At 69.1% G+C, this 17,283-nt stretch carries 21 protein-coding genes and 1 other RNA gene; 12 read left to right on the top strand and 10 right to left on the bottom strand.

Annotated features, from left to right (window positions below; all coding sequences use genetic code 11):
* Nucleotides 1-40 precede the first annotated feature (40 nt).
* Genes NS4_RS13215 through NS4_RS13225 form a run of 3 tightly spaced genes read left to right on the top strand, consistent with a single transcriptional unit; the run spans nucleotide 41 to nucleotide 2,293 of the window.
* A complete protein-coding gene (locus NS4_RS13215; protein WP_245665352.1) occupies nucleotides 41-448 on the top strand; it encodes a hypothetical protein in 408 nt (135 codons plus the stop codon).
* Nucleotides 448-1,419 (top strand): prolyl aminopeptidase, encoded by a 972-nt coding sequence (gene pip / locus NS4_RS13220; RefSeq protein ID WP_063059826.1) that lies wholly within the window; start codon nucleotides 448-450, stop codon nucleotides 1,417-1,419. The genes NS4_RS13215 and pip overlap by 1 nt, the downstream gene beginning before the upstream one ends.
* Nucleotides 1,412-2,293 carry a CHAD domain-containing protein gene (locus NS4_RS13225; protein ID WP_063059827.1) on the top strand — a complete coding sequence of 294 codons (882 nt, stop codon included), beginning with the start codon at nucleotides 1,412-1,414 and terminating at the stop codon, nucleotides 2,291-2,293. The genes pip and NS4_RS13225 overlap by 8 nt, the downstream gene beginning before the upstream one ends.
* Nucleotides 2,294-2,435: 142 nt before the next feature.
* On the opposite strand, the gene NS4_RS13230 is transcribed toward NS4_RS13225, so the two are convergent.
* Nucleotides 2,436-2,732, bottom strand: coding sequence for a hypothetical protein (locus NS4_RS13230; RefSeq protein WP_245665353.1), 297 nt, complete (start codon nucleotides 2,730-2,732; stop codon nucleotides 2,436-2,438).
* Nucleotides 2,733-3,154: 422 nt separating this feature from the next.
* On the opposite strand from NS4_RS13230, the gene NS4_RS13235 reads away from it, so the two are divergent.
* A complete protein-coding gene (locus tag NS4_RS13235; protein ID WP_157106030.1) occupies nucleotides 3,155-3,541 on the top strand; it encodes a hypothetical protein in 387 nt (128 codons plus the stop codon).
* A 114-nt stretch (nucleotides 3,542-3,655) separates the two neighbouring features.
* On the opposite strand, the gene NS4_RS13240 is transcribed toward NS4_RS13235, so the two are convergent.
* The 3 genes from NS4_RS13240 to rnpB form a co-directional block, all read right to left on the bottom strand.
* The gene (locus NS4_RS13240; protein ID WP_063059964.1) at nucleotides 3,656-4,483 is read right to left on the bottom strand and encodes an NAD(P)H-binding protein; all 828 of its coding nucleotides are present in this window, start codon (nucleotides 4,481-4,483) and stop codon (nucleotides 3,656-3,658) included.
* Between the two features lie 56 nt (nucleotides 4,484-4,539).
* Entirely contained in the window at nucleotides 4,540-5,088 is a 549-nt protein-coding gene (locus NS4_RS13245) for a hypothetical protein (RefSeq protein WP_157106031.1), read from the bottom strand.
* A gap of 172 nt (nucleotides 5,089-5,260) precedes the next feature.
* Nucleotides 5,261-5,676: RNase P RNA component class A (rnpB, locus tag NS4_RS13250), an RNA gene on the bottom strand.
* A 111-nt stretch (nucleotides 5,677-5,787) separates the two neighbouring features.
* On the opposite strand from rnpB, the gene NS4_RS13255 reads away from it, so the two are divergent.
* Nucleotides 5,788-6,675: an alpha/beta hydrolase gene (locus NS4_RS13255; RefSeq protein ID WP_063059965.1), complete on the top strand. Its 888-nt coding sequence runs from the start codon at nucleotides 5,788-5,790 to the stop codon at nucleotides 6,673-6,675.
* 87 nt (nucleotides 6,676-6,762) lie between these two features.
* Here the strand turns inward: NS4_RS13255 and NS4_RS13260 are convergent, their stop codons facing one another.
* A complete protein-coding gene (locus tag NS4_RS13260) occupies nucleotides 6,763-7,212 on the bottom strand; it encodes a DUF4870 domain-containing protein (RefSeq protein WP_063059831.1) in 450 nt (149 codons plus the stop codon).
* Between the two features lie 321 nt (nucleotides 7,213-7,533).
* Between NS4_RS13260 and fabG the strand changes: the two genes are divergently transcribed.
* Nucleotides 7,534-8,286 (top strand): 3-oxoacyl-ACP reductase FabG, encoded by a 753-nt coding sequence (gene fabG / locus NS4_RS13265; RefSeq protein ID WP_030524016.1) that lies wholly within the window; start codon nucleotides 7,534-7,536, stop codon nucleotides 8,284-8,286.
* A 285-nt stretch (nucleotides 8,287-8,571) separates the two neighbouring features.
* Here fabG and NS4_RS13270 read toward each other — a convergent pair whose 3' ends face one another.
* Nucleotides 8,572-9,702 (bottom strand): M20 family metallopeptidase, encoded by a 1,131-nt coding sequence (locus tag NS4_RS13270; protein WP_063059832.1) that lies wholly within the window; start codon nucleotides 9,700-9,702, stop codon nucleotides 8,572-8,574.
* A 75-nt stretch (nucleotides 9,703-9,777) separates the two neighbouring features.
* Entirely contained in the window at nucleotides 9,778-9,921 is a 144-nt protein-coding gene (locus NS4_RS32640) for a hypothetical protein (protein ID WP_169811761.1), read from the bottom strand.
* Nucleotides 9,922-10,045: 124 nt separating this feature from the next.
* Here NS4_RS32640 and NS4_RS13275 point away from each other — a divergent pair, with 124 nt between their 5' ends.
* Genes NS4_RS13275 through NS4_RS13295 form a run of 5 tightly spaced genes read left to right on the top strand, consistent with a single transcriptional unit; the run spans nucleotide 10,046 to nucleotide 13,665 of the window.
* Nucleotides 10,046-10,528, top strand: a complete 483-nt coding sequence (locus NS4_RS13275) for a GNAT family N-acetyltransferase (RefSeq protein WP_063059833.1) — start codon at nucleotides 10,046-10,048, stop codon at nucleotides 10,526-10,528.
* 56 nt (nucleotides 10,529-10,584) lie between these two features.
* On the top strand, nucleotides 10,585-10,983 hold the full coding sequence (locus tag NS4_RS13280) for a TOBE domain-containing protein (RefSeq protein WP_039826111.1): 399 nt from the start codon (nucleotides 10,585-10,587) through the stop codon (nucleotides 10,981-10,983).
* Between the two features lie 2 nt (nucleotides 10,984-10,985).
* The gene (gene modA / locus NS4_RS13285) at nucleotides 10,986-11,783 is read left to right on the top strand and encodes a molybdate ABC transporter substrate-binding protein (protein WP_063059834.1); all 798 of its coding nucleotides are present in this window, start codon (nucleotides 10,986-10,988) and stop codon (nucleotides 11,781-11,783) included.
* Nucleotides 11,780-12,619 (top strand): molybdate ABC transporter permease subunit, encoded by an 840-nt coding sequence (gene modB / locus NS4_RS13290; RefSeq protein ID WP_084487185.1) that lies wholly within the window; start codon nucleotides 11,780-11,782, stop codon nucleotides 12,617-12,619. The genes modA and modB overlap by 4 nt, the downstream gene beginning before the upstream one ends.
* Nucleotides 12,616-13,665, top strand: a complete 1,050-nt coding sequence (locus tag NS4_RS13295) for an ABC transporter ATP-binding protein (protein ID WP_063059835.1) — start codon at nucleotides 12,616-12,618, stop codon at nucleotides 13,663-13,665. Before modB ends, NS4_RS13295 begins: the two co-directional genes overlap by 4 nt.
* Nucleotides 13,666-13,672: 7 nt before the next feature.
* Here the strand turns inward: NS4_RS13295 and NS4_RS13300 are convergent, their stop codons facing one another.
* Complete coding sequence (locus tag NS4_RS13300; protein WP_063059836.1) at nucleotides 13,673-14,083, bottom strand: hypothetical protein; 411 nt, start codon at nucleotides 14,081-14,083, stop codon at nucleotides 13,673-13,675.
* 129 nt (nucleotides 14,084-14,212) lie between these two features.
* Here NS4_RS13300 and NS4_RS13305 point away from each other — a divergent pair, with 129 nt between their 5' ends.
* Nucleotides 14,213-15,091: a helix-turn-helix domain-containing protein gene (locus NS4_RS13305; protein WP_218020345.1), complete on the top strand. Its 879-nt coding sequence runs from the start codon at nucleotides 14,213-14,215 to the stop codon at nucleotides 15,089-15,091.
* Between the two features lie 170 nt (nucleotides 15,092-15,261).
* On the opposite strand, the gene NS4_RS13310 is transcribed toward NS4_RS13305, so the two are convergent.
* Both NS4_RS13310 and NS4_RS13315 read right to left on the bottom strand, forming a co-directional pair.
* Nucleotides 15,262-16,422, bottom strand: a complete 1,161-nt coding sequence (locus NS4_RS13310; RefSeq protein WP_063059837.1) for a bifunctional RNase H/acid phosphatase — start codon at nucleotides 16,420-16,422, stop codon at nucleotides 15,262-15,264.
* A 47-nt stretch (nucleotides 16,423-16,469) separates the two neighbouring features.
* Entirely contained in the window at nucleotides 16,470-17,207 is a 738-nt protein-coding gene (locus NS4_RS13315) for a zinc ribbon domain-containing protein (RefSeq protein ID WP_063059838.1), read from the bottom strand.
* Between the last annotated feature and the right edge of the window lie 76 nt (nucleotides 17,208-17,283).

A 17,283-nucleotide genomic window follows, 5' to 3' on the forward strand; every position in this document is an offset into this window, starting at 1 on the left:
GATGCGGCGACGCGCTTGGACAACACGGGGTGCCCTTACGGTGGCGGGAGTGTGCGGGGCGGTGCTGCTCACCGCGTGCGGCGGTGTGCGGACGGGTTCGGAGGGCACCTCTGCGGCCGCCTCGTCCGCTTCCGCCACCACCTCGGCGACCGCGAGCAGCGCCGCACCCGCCACCCCGCTCGAGGTCTCCGACAAAGCGGCCCAGAACCTGTGCGACATGATGCGGCCCGAGCTGTCCAACTGGCGGGTCCAGGGTCCGACGCTGGGCCGGATCGGTCTCAATGCCATGGTCCACGAATGGGCGCTCACCAACGGCGGGATCAACGCTCAGGTCCTGGGCGACAAGGCCGTGGTGGACCGAGCGACCGTCAAGGCCTGCCCCGATGTGCACGATCAGGCCGTTCAGGCGCTCGAACTCCCCGATCTGGCCTCCGGCCTGGCGTTCTGATGCGCCCGCTGTACCCGCCGATCGAACCCTACGAACAAGGCATGCTCGAGGTCGGCGACGGTCAGGCGGTGTACTGGGAGACCAGCGGCAACCCGGACGGCAAGCCGGCGGTGTTCCTGCACGGCGGCCCGGGCGGCGGCACCACACCGCACAACCGCCGGTTCTTCGACCCGGACCGCTACCGGATCGTGCTACTGGATCAGCGGGGCTGCGGCCACTCGACCCCGCATATCGCCGACGGCGCCGACCTCTCGGTCAACACCACCGCGCATCTGATCGCCGATATCGAAGCACTGCGCACCGCACTCGGTATCGAGCGGTGGCTGGTCTTCGGTGGTTCGTGGGGTTCGACCCTGGCGCTCGCCTACGCGCAGCGATATCCGCAGCGGGTCACCGAACTGGTGCTGCGTGGGATCTTCCTGCTGCGCCGCAAGGAAATCGACTGGTACTACAACGGCAGCGCCGGCTACGTCTACCCCGACGAGTGGGCGAAATTCCTGGCCCCGGTTCCGGAATCCGAACGCGGCGGCGACCTGGTGGAGGCCTACCACCGGTTGTTCGGTTCCGTGGATCCGGAGGTGGTCACCGCGGCGGCCCGCGCGTGGACCGCCTGGGAGAGCGCCACCAGTACGCTGCGCCCCGACCCCGAGCGGATGGCCGAAACCTCCGATACCCGGTTCGCCCTCGCCTTCGCCCGGATCGAGAACCACTATTTCCGGCACGGCGGCTTCCTCGACGAAGCCCAGCTGCTGCGCGATATCGGCGCGATCACCCATATTCCCGCCGTCATCGTGCAGGGCCGCCACGACATCGTCTGCCCGGCGGTCAGCGCGTGGGATCTGCATCGCGCCTGGCCGGGGTCGCGCCTGCACCTCGTCGACGACGCCGCGCATTCGGCCACCGAACCCGGTATCAACCATCATCTGGTCGAGGCGACCGATACCTTCGCGACGGTGGAACACCATGGCTGACGAACAGATCGCGGCGGCCGACGCCCTGACCGACGCGCTACGTGCCGATATCGAACGTCTGCTCACCGCGGAACCCGAGGTGCGGGCCGATGCCGACGATTCGGTCCATCAGATGCGGGTCGCGACCCGCCGGTTGCGCAGTGTGCTGCGCTCCTACAAGAAACTGCTCGACCCGGACTCCGACAACCGGATGCGCACCGAACTCGCGTGGCTGGCCGGGCTGCTGGGAGTGGCGCGAGATGCGGAGGTCCGCGCCGGACGTTTCGCCGCGCTGCTCGACCGCTACGCCGATTCCGAGTCGGCCGCCCTCGAACCCACCCGCGACCGCCTGGTCCGCGCCGAACGCGACCGGTACGCCGCCGCGCACGCAGAGGTACTGACGGCATTGGACAGCGACCGGTACCGCGCCATGCGGCGGGAGTTGAAGCAATGGTGCGAAACTCCGCCGTTGCGCGAATCCGTGGACGCGACACCGGCCGGTGAGATGTTCGAGAAGGTATTGCGCAAGGACCGGAAACGGGTGCGGAGCCTGGTGCGGGCCGAGCCGACCGTGGCACCCGCCGACCGGGTCGAACTGCTGCACGATATCCGCAAGAGCGCCAAGCGTTTACGGTATTCCTGCGAGGCCGCCACCGCGGTTCTCGGCGATACCGCTGCGGACCTGGGCAAACGCGCCAAACATCTGCAGACGGTGCTGGGCGATCACCGGGACGCGGTCGAATCCTACGATGCGCTGCGGGCCCGGGCCGCCGAAGCCCGTGCCGCGGGCGAGGACACCACCCTGTTCGAGACACTCGCCGATGCCGAGGACACCGCGGCCGGCCGCCACCTGGCGCAGTATCCCGCGGCGGCCGCCGCAATCGACACGGCCTGAGCCCCGGGCGCCGAAAGCGAAGCGGCAGAGAAGGTTTCGAGGAGCCGACGCAGCGGGCCACCGTCCCGGCCCCGGCCGGAAACGAGCCGGGCCGGTACCGGGTCACCCCGGCGCCGGCCCGACGGTACGGAAACCGTACGGATTACTGCAATGCCAGCATGGAGCCGCTCAGTTCGTGCAGCGGTCCGAACACTGTGAAAGTCACCCGGCCGTTCGGGTAGGTCGAGGAAACGGCCGCGGCCGCGTCCAATGCCTGACCGAACGACGGAGCCGACGGATGCGGGATACCCGCGACCACCTGCCCGATATTGTTCTGATCCACCCAGCGGGTATCCGCCGGGCTGAGGTCCACCCGCACTCCACCGGGCAGCGGTGTCACCGCGACGGCACCGGCCGAGCCGGCGCCCACGGTAGCGAGAACAGATGCGGCCCCGGCCATCAAAGCTCCGGTTGCCAAGGTACGTGCTACCCGCATATGTGTTGTGACCTGTCTTCCGATAGGTATGAATCGGCTCGTTCCGTGAACTCCAGGGCACCGGGCGAGCCTGCCGACCCCGCATACTTTATGACGGCGATCACCATTTATGCCAGTTCTGCACGAATCCCGCCGGAAAAGGTCGTCGGCACCGGGCAACTGATACTGTGGCGAACCGTAAGCGTCCGACTACATCCCCAGCTGGAGTTTCATCACGTATGTCCACTCTCATCTATGACTATCTGCTTCCCCTCGTCGGTCCGCAGCAGGCTGCGTCCCTCGCGCAGATGTTCGTGATCGGTCCCTCGGCCTGAGTAGCCGCTGGATGAACGTCGTCCCCCGCCCGGCGGGGGACGGTGTCCATCTCGCGGAGTTACCATCCGGCCGTGCACAGATCTCTGCCCTTACTCACCGCCGTCCTCGTCGCGGTCCTGCCCGCTGTCGCCTGTGGGACCGACGGCGCCGATCCGGCTCCCGGAGCATCGGCGACAACGGCCGCCGCGACTCCTGATACCGCGCAGATAGACCAGGTCAAGGCCGGTTCCTTCGTGATCGGCTTCCGGGGGGCCTTCCCCGGTTTGGCCGAAGGCCGCGACGATGCGGCGATCACCGCGATCTTCACCGATACCTGCGCGCAGACCCGGGCCGGCGCACCGGAGGACGAGGTGGTCTCCGCGGTGTCCGACCGGCTCGCGGTCGGCACCACCGCAGCGACCGACGCCGAAACCCGGGCCGTGTATCAGATGGTCGCCGTCATGTGCTCGAGTGGGTAGCCGCGCGCCGACCCGCGCGCCGGTGAATTCGTAGTCGTGCCACGTCGGGGAATTTCCCGGAAAAGGATGAGTGGCACGAATCGAGCGGGCCGGCCGAAACAGTGGTTTTTCCGATCAACGCCTGGAGCCGTCCTCGCCGAAGAATTCGGTCGCATATCGCGCAGCCCATTGCGCGAAGGTCGTCGCCGGGCGACCGGCAATTTCTTCGACCACCCGGTTCGGCGGCAGGGTGTGCTCGTCGAGCCCGATGAGGACATTGTCGACATACCATTGCGCGTTGGCACCCATCGCCGGGCTCAACGCGCGCACGGTCTCCTCGGGCGTGACACGCAGGAAATCGATCGTCCGGCCCAGCGCGGCGGCGATCTCACGCACCAGTTCGGCCCGGGTCAGTTTCTCCGGACCGGTCAGCGCGTAGGCCCGGCCCCGATGGCCGTCCTCGGTCAGCGCGACGGCGGCGACCGCGGCGATATCGTCCATCGCGATCGGCGTACTGCCCGCTTCGGGGTCGGGTTCGCGTACCGCACCGGTCGCCCGGATCTGCTGCGCCCACATGCCCGTGTTCTCCATGAAATCGCCGGGCCACAGGTGGGTCCAGGCGATCCCGCTCGCTTCGACCGCCGTCGCGATCGCACCCCACCAGCTGTCCGGTTCGCCGGACAGGTCGACGATATGGCGCACCCCCGCGGCGCGGGCGATTGCGACCACTTCGTCGACCCCGTCGTGGAGCGACGCCAGATACATGCGATCCACCCCTTCGAACGCGGCGGGCAGCGTCTCCGGCCTGCGCAGATATCCACGGACCGCTTCGACACCGGCCGGCAGCGCGGCCTTCACCGGATCGACGGTGAGTGCCCGGATATCGGTCGCACCCCGCATCAGCAGCTGATCGACGACCTTGCGGCCGATGTTCCCGGTGGCACCGGTGACCAGAATCGCCATACTCATCTCCGCCCTGAATTCCTGCGATCATCGGCCCGGCGTCCGCCGAGACGAGTTCACCGATGGAACTTCGAGAAGTCGCCCTGCCACAGCACACTGCCCGCGGTCACCACCGCCGGATTCAACTGGGCCTTGGTCACTTTGTACGCATGTTTCACCGTCTGGCGGCTGCCGGGCGGTATCGATCCCTGCACACCGTCACCGAACCCTTCCGGCGGTGACTTGACGTGCTGGGCCGGTGTGCCCGCGTCGCCGTATACGACCGTGGGTGTGGTCCAGTTCCGGCCGTTCCACACCCGGTCGGTGATGTTCTCGATCTGCAGGGTGAACACGGTCACCGGCCCCTCCTGCGAGTTCACCTCCTCCACCGACTCGATGAACGCCGCCAGACCGGATTGACCGACCGCGGTTTCGGCCGGGTCGTACAGGCCGCGCGTTTTCGTCGGGGGCGGCACACTCGCCACCGAGGTCTCCTCGGCGGTGACGGTCTCATCGCCGGCGACAACCGTCACGGGCTGGCCGGTCGGTGCGTCCTCGGCGGAACAGGCCGACAGTGCGCACATGGCGGCCCCGACTGCGACGGCGGCGAATTGTCTGGCTCTCATCGTGTTTCCCTGGTGACGACACGGGGCACTCGGTGGCCCCCGCGGTGGAACACAGATGGTACGCCCGGTTCCCTCTCCGTCCGATCTCCCCGCCACCACCGGCGGGAACGGCCACCGGGGCCTCCGGTCCGCGGCACGCTCCGCCGGAATCCGGGGCGGGACCAGGGTAGTGCGGATGAGCCGGCCAGTAAGCCGGATCCTGTCCCCGGTTCGCACCAGGGGGCGGCCATCCATCTGGGCACACCGTCGCCGGGTACCTCGAGCGGTCCACCCGCAGGCTCGGGCGAGCAGCCCTCGAACACCTGCGCAACCGCACCGCGAGGTGCGATCTTCGACCTTGCTCCGGGCGGGGTTTACCTAGCCGCCCCGGTCACCCGGGGCGCTGGTGCGCTCTTACCGCACCGTTTCACCCTTACCGCACGGCCCTCGCGGGCCGTGGGCGGTCTGTTTTCTGTGGCACTGTCCCGCGGGTCACCCCGGGTTGCCGTTAGCAACCGCCCTGCTCTGTGGAGTCCGGACTTTCCTCGGCACCGAGCGTGACACCACTGGGGTGCCCGTTCCCGGCGCCGCGACCGCCCGGCCGACTCATCCGCCGCACAGAATACTCGGTGGCGCCCGGCCGCCCGACTCCAGTCGCCGGGCACTCCTGCCAAGGCTGGATGACTCACCCGGACCGATGACTCGGTACGGTCGATGATCATGGAGCGTGTCGAGGTCGGCTTCCCGTCGGGAGGTCAGAAATGTGCCGGCTGGTTGTACCTACCGGCCGGCCCGCCCAAGCCACGCCCCATCGTCGTGATGGGGCACGGGCTGGGGGCCAACCGGGAAATGGGACTGGATCGGTTCGCGCGGCGGTTCGCCGCGGCGGGAATGGGAGTGCTGGTCTTCGACTACCGGCATTTCGGGGACAGCGACGGCGACCCCCGGCAGGTGGTGAATCTCGCCCGGCAGCGCGAGGATTGGATCGCCGCGGTGGCCTACGCCCGGACCCTGCGCGGTTTCGATGCCACCCGCATCGCGCTGTGGGGCACCTCGCTGGGTGGTGGGCACGCCCTGGCGGTCGCCCCGGACGACGCCTATATCGCGGCGGTGGTGGCCCAGGTCCCGTTCGTCAGCGGATTCTCTTCCGCGCTGGCGAAAGGACTGCTGAGTTTCGTGAAGGTGGGTTTCCTGGCGGCAACGGACCTGGTGTTCGGCACGGTCCTGCGCAAACCGGTCCAGATCCGGCTGGCCGGTCGTAAACGCGCCGCGGCGATGATGACCGGTTCGGACGTACCCGCCGGATTCGGCCGGTTGGCCGAGGAGAGCGCGAACTACCGGCCGAAGATCGCGGCCCGCGCGGCCTTCTCGCTGCTGTTCGCACGTCCGGCCCGGCAGGTGAAGGAATTGAAGATGCCGGTGCTGTACGCACTGTGCGACAACGATTCGATCACCCCGGTGAAACCCGCGCTGCGGGCCGCCGAGAAGACCAAACACGCGGTGGTGAAGCGGTATCCGGCGAAGCATTTCGATCTGTACTTCGACGAGCTGTTCGAGCAGACCGTCTACGACCAGACCGAGTTCCTGACCTCGGTGCTGCGTCCCTGATCGTCGGTACCGGATAGAACTGCGCCCATCCGGTACCGCGCGTATGTTCCCGGGCCGGCGCATCGACGGCCGGCCCGGGAACACCTGCTACTTCACCAGGGAGAGATTGAACGGGTATTTGTACTCGCGGCCGTTGTTGGCCGCGATACCGGCCAGCACCGAGAACACGATGCCCGCGATCCAGACGATGGGGAACAGCAGCAACCCGATCAGCACGATCATCAGCACCGCGGACACCACGTACGCGATCGCCAGTACGATCTGGAAGTTCAGCGCGTCCACCGCGTGCCGGCGTACGAACTCGTCGCGGTCCTTGTACAGCACCCAGACGATGAGCGGGGCGACGAACCCGAGCACGATACCGCCGAAGTGGGCCAGCGCGGCCCACAGCTTGGCATCGGCCGGCGAGACCGGCGCCTGATTCGGCCCGCCGTAGGGCGGCTGACCCGAACCGTAGGCCGGTTGACCGCCGGCCGGGGGCTGCGAGGGATAGGGTTTGCCCGTCGTCGGATCGTACGGGGGCTGAGGAGTGGTCATCACATTCCAAACTGCCTGATGAGTGGGATGTTTCGAGAATAGATGGCGCACTACCCATTTGGGGAGTGCAGAAAACCCACACCTAGGTGAATAAACGGACAGGAGCCTGGGTCGCGACACCTCCGGTCCGGCCGAGCAGACCGACACAGTGCGACCCGCCGGGACGCTGCGAACCCGGGCGTACAGCGGTGCGCCGGCCTGCCCTGTCCGATACGCACAGCGACCTCGCGAAGATCTTGTCCGGCCGTCCCCTCGATCCGCGACTCCACACGTTGTTAGATGGCGTAAGAACTATCGCCCACACGAGAGGACTTCGAACTGATGGCCGAGAGGATCGCAGTAGTATCCGGCGCCGCCCGTGGAATCGGGGCGGCCATCGCCAAACGGCTGGCCTCCGACGGACTGCAGGTCGGGGTCCTGGACCTCGATGAAGCCGCCTGCGCCGAGACCGTGTCGGCGATCGAGAACGCCGGCGGGAAGGCGATCGCGCTCGGCGCCGACGTCAGCAAGGAGGATTCGGTGAACGCCGCGGTGGAGCGGTTGGCAGGAGAACTCGGCGCGCCCACCGTCGTGGTCAACAATGCCGGCGTACTGCGCGACAACCTGCTGTTCAAGATGAGCGTCGACGACTGGGACACCGTCCTGGGTGTGCATCTGCGCGGCGCCTTCCTGCTGACCCGGGCCGCCCAGAAGTACATGGTCGAACAGAAATGGGGCCGTATCGTCAATATGTCGAGCACCTCGGCGCTGGGCAATCGCGGCCAGGTGAACTACTCCGCCGCGAAGGCCGGTATGCAGGGCTTCACCAAAACCCTCGCCTTCGAGCTGGGCAAGTACGGTGTCACCGCCAACGCGATCGCCCCGGGTTTCATCGTCACCGATATGACCGCCGCCACCGCCGCCCGGGTCGGGGTGGATTTCGAGGACTTCCAGAAGGGTGCCGCCGCGCAGATCCCGGTGAACCGGGTCGGCTACCCGGAGGATATCGCCCATACGGCGTCGTTCCTGGTGAGCGAAGGCGCGGGTTTCGTTTCCGGGCAGGTCATCTATGTAGCCGGCGGGCCGAAGGACTGAGCGCCACGGCAGCGGGACGGCGCCGGGTGACCCGGCCGTCCCGCTGCTCGTGCGGAACCGCCATCGACCTTCCCCCTGCTGGTGGCATGGACACAGCCCGGCCCACTCACCGCGACGCGTGTCGGCTTCATCCGGACCGTCGCGAGCAATTCGTGCGCCGAGGTCGATCCCCGTCCCGAGAGAGTGACGATCCTCCCGCCGCCGGTGGTTCGAGATGTCCTCCGACACATGACGCTTCGATCCCGAGTTCTCCGCTTTGTTCGCCGGACCTGGCAGCTGCGCGGCTCATGCGGCCGGCGACCAGTGCCGCAACCGCTCCAAGAGAGTGGCGAGCAGGGCGACCCGCGCCGGCATGGTGTTCACATCGACATGTTCGTCGCGGGCGTGCGGGTGACCACCCACCGCGCCGAGCCCGTCCAGAGTGGGCACCCCGATCGCGGCCGTGAAGTTGCCGTCCGAGGCGCCACCGGATCGCACGGCACGCAGCGGGGCCATACCGAGTGTCCGCGCCGCCGCAGCGGCTTCGCGGTACAGCCCGCGGGCACTGGACTCTTCGAACGGCAGCCGGGCGATACCGCCGGTGACCGTCACCGTCGCTCCCGGCAGACGCGGGGTGAGCGCGAGCATCGCTCGGTCTACCTTTTCCAGATCCGGCACCGACCACGATCGCGCGTCCACCGAGCACTCCGCGTATTCCGGCACGGTGTTCACCGTGGTGCCCCCGGCGATCACCGCCGGCACCACCGACGTGTTCTCCGAAGCCAGGCCGGCGATCGCGAGGATCTGGTGCGCCAGCTCGACGCCCGCGTTCACCCCCAGCTCCGGCTCCAGTCCGGCATGGGCCGCCCGGCCGGTGACCGCGACGCGATAGGCGGCCAGACCTTTGCGCCCGATCTTCACCGCACCGCCGTCCGCGCTGGGCTCACACACCAGGACCGCCCCGGCCTTGCGCGCCTGCTCCTCGATCAGCTGCCGCGACGACGCCGATCCGGTCTCCTCGTCACTGGTCAGCAGAACGCTGACATGGGAGGCGTCCGCGAGGAGTTCGATCGCGGCGAGCGCCTGCACGATCCCACCCTTCATGTCGAAAGTGCCAGGTCCGGTGGCGATCCCACCGGTGATCGAGAACGGCCGATCGGCGGTGGTGCCCACCGGCCACACGGTGTCGAAATGTCCCAGCACCAGCACTCTCGGGTCGGGCGCTTCGGCGAGAACGTGCACGTTCTCGCCGATGCGCGTCGATCGGGCAGAACGCCCGAGCGCGTCCGCCAGCCACGGCCGGATCAGCGCGGCACAGCGTTGCAGCCCCAGCGGATCGTCGGAGGGGGATTCGCAGTCCACCAGCAGGCGGAACCGGTCCAGCATGTCGGGGAGTGTTCCGGCGGCGGCGTCCAAGAGGTCGTCGGCGTTACGCATCCGCTGATCCTCCTACGATCCCGGGGTCGCAGCCTTCGCGACACGAGACAGTTCGGCCGTGCCCGGCACCACCGGCTACGGCTGGTCCTGCACCACCGGGTAGCCGAACAGACCGATGGACCGGACCGCGGCCTCGAGACGCTTCCGGGCCACGATCATCACGCGCTTGGACTGCGCCGGATACGCCCCCTCGAGCTTCGCTCCCGGTAATGCGATCACTCTGTTCCCTGATACCCGGCAGACATACCGAAAGCCGGTAGATCGCCGCACGGCGGCGCTCCCACGCAGGCAAGTTCCCGGTATATCCGTTGCCGCACAGCGCTGCTGCCCGCACCATCGGAGGATGCGGATACGACGGATCGGGCCGGAGGACTGGCGCATCGCACGCCTGGTCCGATTGGACGCACTGGCCGGATCGACACCCGGAACCTTCTCCACCAGCCATACGGACGCGCTCACCTGGGACGAACCGCGGTGGCGGGAGTGGATCGCCCGGCGGGATCCGTTCTTCGTGGCCGGGTCCGGAGCGCAACCGGCAGGTTCGGCGGGGGCGATCGTCACGCCGGATGGTCCCGAACTGGTGTCGATGTGGACCGCGCCGCGGGCACGCCGGACCGGAGTATCGGACCGACTGGTCCGCGCCGTGATCGAATGGGCGGCACAAGGCCGTCACCCGAGCCTGCGATTGTGGGTGCTGGACGGGAACCGGCCGGCCGAGCAGCTGTATCTGCGCAACGGGTTCACCCCCACCGGGGCGAGCAGACCGTGCGCCGAGGACGACCCCCGCCCGGAGAACGAGATGAGCCTGCCGCTGCCGGCGAGTTGAAAGGTTCGCCGCTTTTCTCGCTTTTGTTCCGCATCTCCGGCTATATACTCCTGATCGTGACGTATCTGCGGATCAAGGAAGCCGCCGGACTGCTCGGGGTCAGCGATGACACCGTGCGGCGCTGGATAGATCAGGGACGGCTGCCCTCGGTCCGGCTGGAAAACGGTCGCAAGGGTGTGCGGGGCCGGGATCTGGCCGAATTCGCGCGGCAGCACGCCGAAGCACCCGAACCCGGGGTGACCGTGGCGGCCTCGGCCCGCAACAGGATGCGCGGCATCGTGACCCGGGTGGTCACCGATACGGTGATGGCGCAGGTTGAGATGCAGGCCGGGCCGTTCCGGCTGGTTTCCCTGCTGAGCCGGGAGTCGGTGGACGAACTCGGTATCGAGGTGGGCAGCGTGACGGTCGCGTCGGTCAAATCGACGCATGTGGTGGTCGAGATCCCGGAGAGTTGACGATGACGACGACAACAGGGCGGGTAGTGCGCCGGCTGGCCCCGGTGGCGGTGCTGATGGCCGTGCTGGCGGGCTGTGCCGGCCAGGACTCCGGGGACGCCTCCGGCGGTTCGGGTGACGGGATCACCGGGACCGTCACCGTGTTCGCCGCGGCCTCGCTCACCGAAACCTTCACCACCCTCGGCGAACAGTTCGAACAGGCACATCCCGGGGTCGCTGTGGTGTTCGGCTTCGGCGGCAGTTCGGCGCTGGCCGAACAGATCGCCCAGGGCGCACCGGCCGATGTGTTCGCCTCCGCCGCGCCGCGCAATATGGAGCAGGTGATCGAATCGGGCGATATCACCGCCGCGCCGGTCACCTTCGTCGGTAACCGGCTCGAGATCGCGGTGCCCGCCGGTAATCCGGGCAGTATCAGCGGGCTGGCCGATTTCGGCCGTCCTGGACCGCGGATCGCATTGTGTGCCGAACAGGTGCCCTGCGGTGCGGCCGCCGACAAGGTTTTCGCCGCGGCCGGTGTCACCCCGCAGCCCGATACCCGCGAACCCGATGTGAAAGCCGTCCTGACCAAGGTAACGCTGGGTGAGGTCGACGCCGCGCTGGTGTACCGGACCGATATCCGGGCCGCGGGCGACGAGGTCACCGGGATCGAGTTCCCGGAATCGGAGAAGGCGATCAACGACTATCCGATCGCGCCGGTGGCCCAGGCGCCCAATCCGGTCGCCGCCGCGGCGTTCGTCGATTTCGTTCTGTCACCGCAGGCGCGCACGGTTTTCACCACGGCCGGTTTCGATACACCGTGAGCGCCGGCCCGGTGCGGCACCGGACGACGGCGCTGCGCCGGCGCCGGGCGGTCCGGGGCCGGCGGCCGATCGTCCTGGTCGCACCCGCGCTGCTGGCACTGGGGTTCCTGATCGTCCCCCTGGCCGGGCTGCTGGTCCGGGCGCCGTGGCGAGATCTGCCCGCGCGGTTGCTTTCCGCGGAAGTGGGACAGGCGCTGCGCCTGTCGCTGGTGTGCGCGAGCCTGGCCACCGCGCTGTGCCTGGTACTGGGCATCCCATTGGCCTGGCTGCTGGCCCGCGGCGATCTGCCCGGCCGCGGACTGGTGCGGGCGCTGGTCACCGTTCCCCTGGTACTGCCACCCGTGGTCGGCGGAGTGGCATTGCTGCTGGTACTCGGCCGCCGCGGGCTGGTCGGACAGTACCTCTACGACTGGTTCGGGGTGGCGCTGCCCTTCACCACCGCGGCGGTGGTGGTGGCGGAGGCCTTCGTGGCGATGCCCTTTCTGGTGATCTCGGTGGAGGGTGCGCTGCGTGGGGCCGATCCGCGCTACGAGGAGGCCGCCGCCACGCTGGGCGCCTCCCGGTGGCTGGCCTTCCGCCGCGTGACACTGCCCTCGATCCTGCCCGGTGTCGTGGCCGGAACGGTGCTCTGCTGGGCTCGGGCGCTGGGCGAATTCGGCGCCACCATCACGTTCGCCGGTAACTTCCCGGGCACGACCACCACCATGCCGCTGGCGGTGTACCTGGCGCTGCAAACCGACCCGGCCGCGGCGATCGTGCTCAGCCTGGTGCTGTTGCTGGTCTCGGTGATGGTGCTGGCCGCGCTACGGGAACGCTGGCTACGGGCAGTGCTGTGACGCTGACGGCCGAACTGCGGGTGACCCGCGGTGATTTCACACTGGACCTGGACCTGCGCCTCGCCCCCGGCGAGGTCGTCGCCCTGCTCGGCCCCAACGGCGCCGGGAAGACCACCGCCCTGCGTGCCCTGGCGGGACTCACCCCGCTCACAGCGGGATCGATCCGGCTCGACGACCGGATATGGGATGCGCCGCCCGCAGCGTTCGTACCGCCCGAACATCGTTCGGTGGGGGTGGTGTTCCAGGACTATCTGCTCTTCGCCCACCTCGACGCATTGGAAAACGTGGCTTTCGGGCTGCGTGCTCGCGGGCTGCGCCGGACCGCCGCCCGCGAACGGGCCGCGCACTGGCTGCACCGGGTGGGTCTGGCCGAGTACACGCGCGCCCGGCCCCGGGCCCTGTCCGGTGGTCAGGCCCAACGGGTCGCGCTGGCTCGCGCCCTGGCGATCGAACCGGACCTGCTGCTACTGGACGAGCCGCTGGCGGCACTGGACGCGGCGACCCGGGTGCGAGTGCGTTCCGAACTGGCCCACCATCTCGGCGACTACCCCGGCTCCACCCTGCTGGTCACCCACGACCCGCTCGACGCCATGGTGCTGGCCGACCGGCTCGTCATCGTGGAGGGCGGGGTGGTGGTCCAGCAGGGTTCGCCCGGTGAGGTGGCCCGAATGCCCCGCTCCGACTATGTCGCGGACCTGGTGGGGCTCAACCTCTTCCGCGGAACCGCGGCGGGAACTCAGGTCCGGCTCGACGGCGGCGGTGAACTCACCGTCGTCGAACCGGCCACCGGCCCGGTGCATCTCACCTTCGCGCCGTCCGCGGTCGGCCTGCACCCGCGGCGGCCCGCCGGCAGTCCGCGAAACACCTGGCCGGTGACGGTGGCCGGTCTCGAACAGCACGCCCACACGGTGCGGGTCCGGCTCGACGGCGCGATTCCGGCGCTGGCCGATATCACTCCCGCCACCGTGGCGGACCTGCGTATCCGGCCGGGATCGGCACTGTGGGCGGCACTCGAGGCCACCGAGATCCACTGCTATCCGGCCTGATCCGCGGTCAGCCGGTGATCCGCCGCAGACCGGCGTATTCCAGCGCCGCGAACGCCGCGACGACGATCGCGCCTATCAGGATGAACGCCACACCGGCACCGGTCAGCTCGAGCAGGCCGGAGAACGGCAGGGCGAGCAGCCCCGGCACACAGAGCGAGTTGAACGCGACCACCCCCGTCGCATGCCGTGTCGAGATGACCGGATAACCGGCGATGAGCAGCAGTGCCAGCGCGCCACCGAGCATGGCGACACCGAACGGGACCGACCACGAGGTCGGGAAACCCAGGGGCTCTTCCAGCGGTACGGCGCCGCCGAGCATCAGGACACCGAAGGCCCCGGTGCCCCAGCCGTCGAGGCGCAGGGTGCGGCGCAGCAGGTCGCCGGAGGTCGCAGGCGCGGACAGGGTCGCGGTGGTCATGATCGTCTGCCTCTCGGATCAGCACTGAGGGTTACGTCCCCGACTGTGCCGCCGGACGGTCAGCGGTTCAATGACCTCCGAGGTCATGGCCGCCGGGCCCCGGACCCCGATACGCTCGGCGATGTGGAGGTGCGTGTAGACGGGAGCCCGTCGGGGGTCGGTGCCCTGGTGCGGGAATGGCGGCAGCGGCGGCGGCTGAGCCAGCTGGATCTGGCACTGGCGGCGGGTACCTCGGCCCGGCATCTGTCGTGTGTGGAGACCGGGCGCTCGGCGCCGAGCCGGGAAATGGTGCTGCGCCTGTCGCATACGCTGGACGTGCCGCTGCGGGAACGCAATACGCTGCTGGTCGCCGCCGGGTTCGCGCCCGCCTACCAGGAGAGCAGTCTCGACGACGCCCATCTCGCCTCGGCGCGGGCGGCGCTGGAACATATGCTCGCCGCCCACGAACCCTATCCGGCGGTAGCGGTCGACCGCTGGTGGGACGTGGTCGCCGCCAATTCGGCACTGGCGGTACTCACCGACGACGTGCCCTTGCACCTGCTGGCCGACCGACCGAACGTCTACCGGCTGGTCCTGCATCCCGAGGGCCTTGCCGCCCGGCTCGCCAACCCGCGCCAGGTCCGCGAACAACTGCTGGAACGGCTGGCCCGGCAGGCCGGCACCACCGGAGACCCACGGCTGCGCGACCTCTACGACGAGGTCAGCGGCTATCCGCCGGTCCACTCCGACCGCGAGGAGACCGACGGTACCGCTTCCGGCCCGTTCCAGGTGCCGATCCGGGTGCGCACGCCGCACGGTGAGCTCTCGCTGTTCGGCACCATGGCCACATTCGGCGCTCCCGCGGACGTCACACTGTCGGAGCTGGCGGTCGAACTCTTCTACCCGCTCGACGAGTTCACGGCACAGTTCCTCCGGGACCGGACCGGAGCGCTCACGGCCGACGGCCTCGACTGCATCGGCTCATCTGTGCCATCGTCACCGACGATGACGAGACCACGGTGGTCGTGATGCAGGCGCGCTACCACTACGGCAACAAATAGGAGCGGAAAGGAGACCGGTCCGCTGACCGTCGCGGGCCGGCCCGCCCCGTGACCCTCCGGCCGGTCGAGCCCGAGCGCCGAATGCGCGCACGAAACACTCGCTCTCGGCCGATACGTGGGCCGATCCGTCGGCCGACGTCAGAGATAGCTCGTATCGTTGACCAGCCGCACCGACGAACCACCGTCGGGATAGAACTCCGCGAGCGAGAGCGATGCCAGATCCAGGTGCAGGCGGTAGAGCAGCGACGGGCCGACTCCCAGCGCCAGCTGTAGCAGCGTCTTGATCGGTGTCACATGGCTGACCACGACGACATTCGCCCCGGGATAGCGCGCGACGAGGTCGCGGCGCACCGCCTCGACCCGTTCCCGGACCGCGTCGAAACTCTCCCCGCCGGGGGCCGGCAGCGACGGATCGCCCAGCCAGCGGGCGTGCAGCTCCGGATCGCGTTCGGCGGCCTCCCGGAAGGTCAGCCCCTCCCAGTCACCGAAATCGGTTTCGGTGAGACCCTCGACGACCCGTACCTCGATCCCGAGCGCCGCGCCGGCCGCCTCGGCGGTTTCCCGGGCCCGGCCCAGCGGTGAGGTCACGATCGCGGAGATATCGCCTTTGGCGGCGAGCATTTTCGCCGCCCGGGCCGCCTGTTCCCGCCCCACGGCGGTCAGCGGCGGGTTGCCGCGACCGGAATAGCGCCGCTGCACCGACAGCTCGGTCTGCCCGTGCCGCAACAGCAGCAGCCTGGTCGGGCGTCCGGCCGCACCGGTCCAGCCGGGGCCGGGCCCGGACAGGCGGGCCGGCGCGCTCTGCGCATCCACGACCGGATCGGCGCCGGACTCGGGGACGGCGGATCGCGCCGCGGCCGGGTCGGCCGCGTGTACCTCGGCGACCAGCTTGCCATCGTCCATGGCCTCGTTGGCCAGCCGGTCGGCGTGGGAGTTCTCGGCGCGCGGTATCCAGCGGTAGGTCACCCGGTCGAAATCCGCGGCCAGCCGCCGGGCACGATCGGCGAGCGGAATCAGCGCCGCGTGTTTGACCTTCCAGCGACCCGACATCTGCTCGACCACGAGTTTGGAGTCCATCCGCACCGCGACCACCCGGGCACCGAGTTCGGCGGCCGCTTCCAGTCCGGCGATCAGACCGCGGTACTCCGCGACATTGTTGGTCGTGACGCCCAGGGCCTCCCGGCGCTCGGCGAGGACTCCCACCCGGTCCGCGTCGAACACCACCGCACCGTAACCGGCCGGGCCCGGATTACCCCGCGACCCCCCGTCGGCCTCGACGACGACCTCGCGCACGCTCATTTCGGCCTCCCGCTCCCGCTACTCGGACCCCGCTGTCCGGCGCGATCTCACAATCCGGATTCTTTGGTCCGCACCAGCACCGCACCGCATTCCGGACAGCGCACCACCTGATCGGGCGCGGTCTTCGCGATCCGGGCGATCTCGCCGCGGTCCAGCTCGATCCGGCAGGCTCCGCAACGCCGGGCCTGCAGTAGCGCCGCGCCGATTCCGTGCGCGGCGCGCTGCCGGTCGTAGATCGCCAGCAGCTCCTCCGGGAACGCGCCGACCAGTTTCGCGCGATCGGTTTCGCAGCGCTGCTGGGCGACGTCGAGATCGGCTACTGCCTCGTCGCGGCGGCCGCGGGCGGCGGCGAGTTCGCTCTCGGTGCGGTCCAGCCGGGCACCGGCGTGTTCGTGATCGGCGGCGGAGGCCTCGCGGCGTTCCATCACCTCGAGCAGATCGTCCTCGAGCACCGATCGGCGCCGCTGCAGGCTCGCCAGCTCGTGCTGCAGTTCGGACAGCTGTTTCGCGCCGACCGATCCCGCCTCCAGGACGCCGCGGTCACGGTCCTCGCGTTTGCGGACCGCCTCGATCTCACCCTCGAGTTTGCGGATATCGCGGTCGAGATCGTCCAGCACGATCTCCACGGCCACGGCCGCGTCCTTGTGCGTGTTGCGTTCGGCCTCGAACCGGTCGACCTCCTGCTGTTCGGGGAGGACACTGCGCCGGTGCGCGATCCGGGTCAGTTCGGTGTCGACCTCGGCGAGACGCAGCAGTTGGGCCTGAATCGATGGTTCGACATTCAACGCGAACGAACTCCCTGCACGCTGTGGACGGATAAGAACGTCCACCGTACTCCGCGCGGCGGCGGCGGTGTCGCCG

This window comes from Nocardia sienata NBRC 100364 (genome assembly GCF_001613205.1).
GTDB lineage: Bacteria > Actinomycetota > Actinomycetes > Mycobacteriales > Mycobacteriaceae > Nocardia > Nocardia sienata.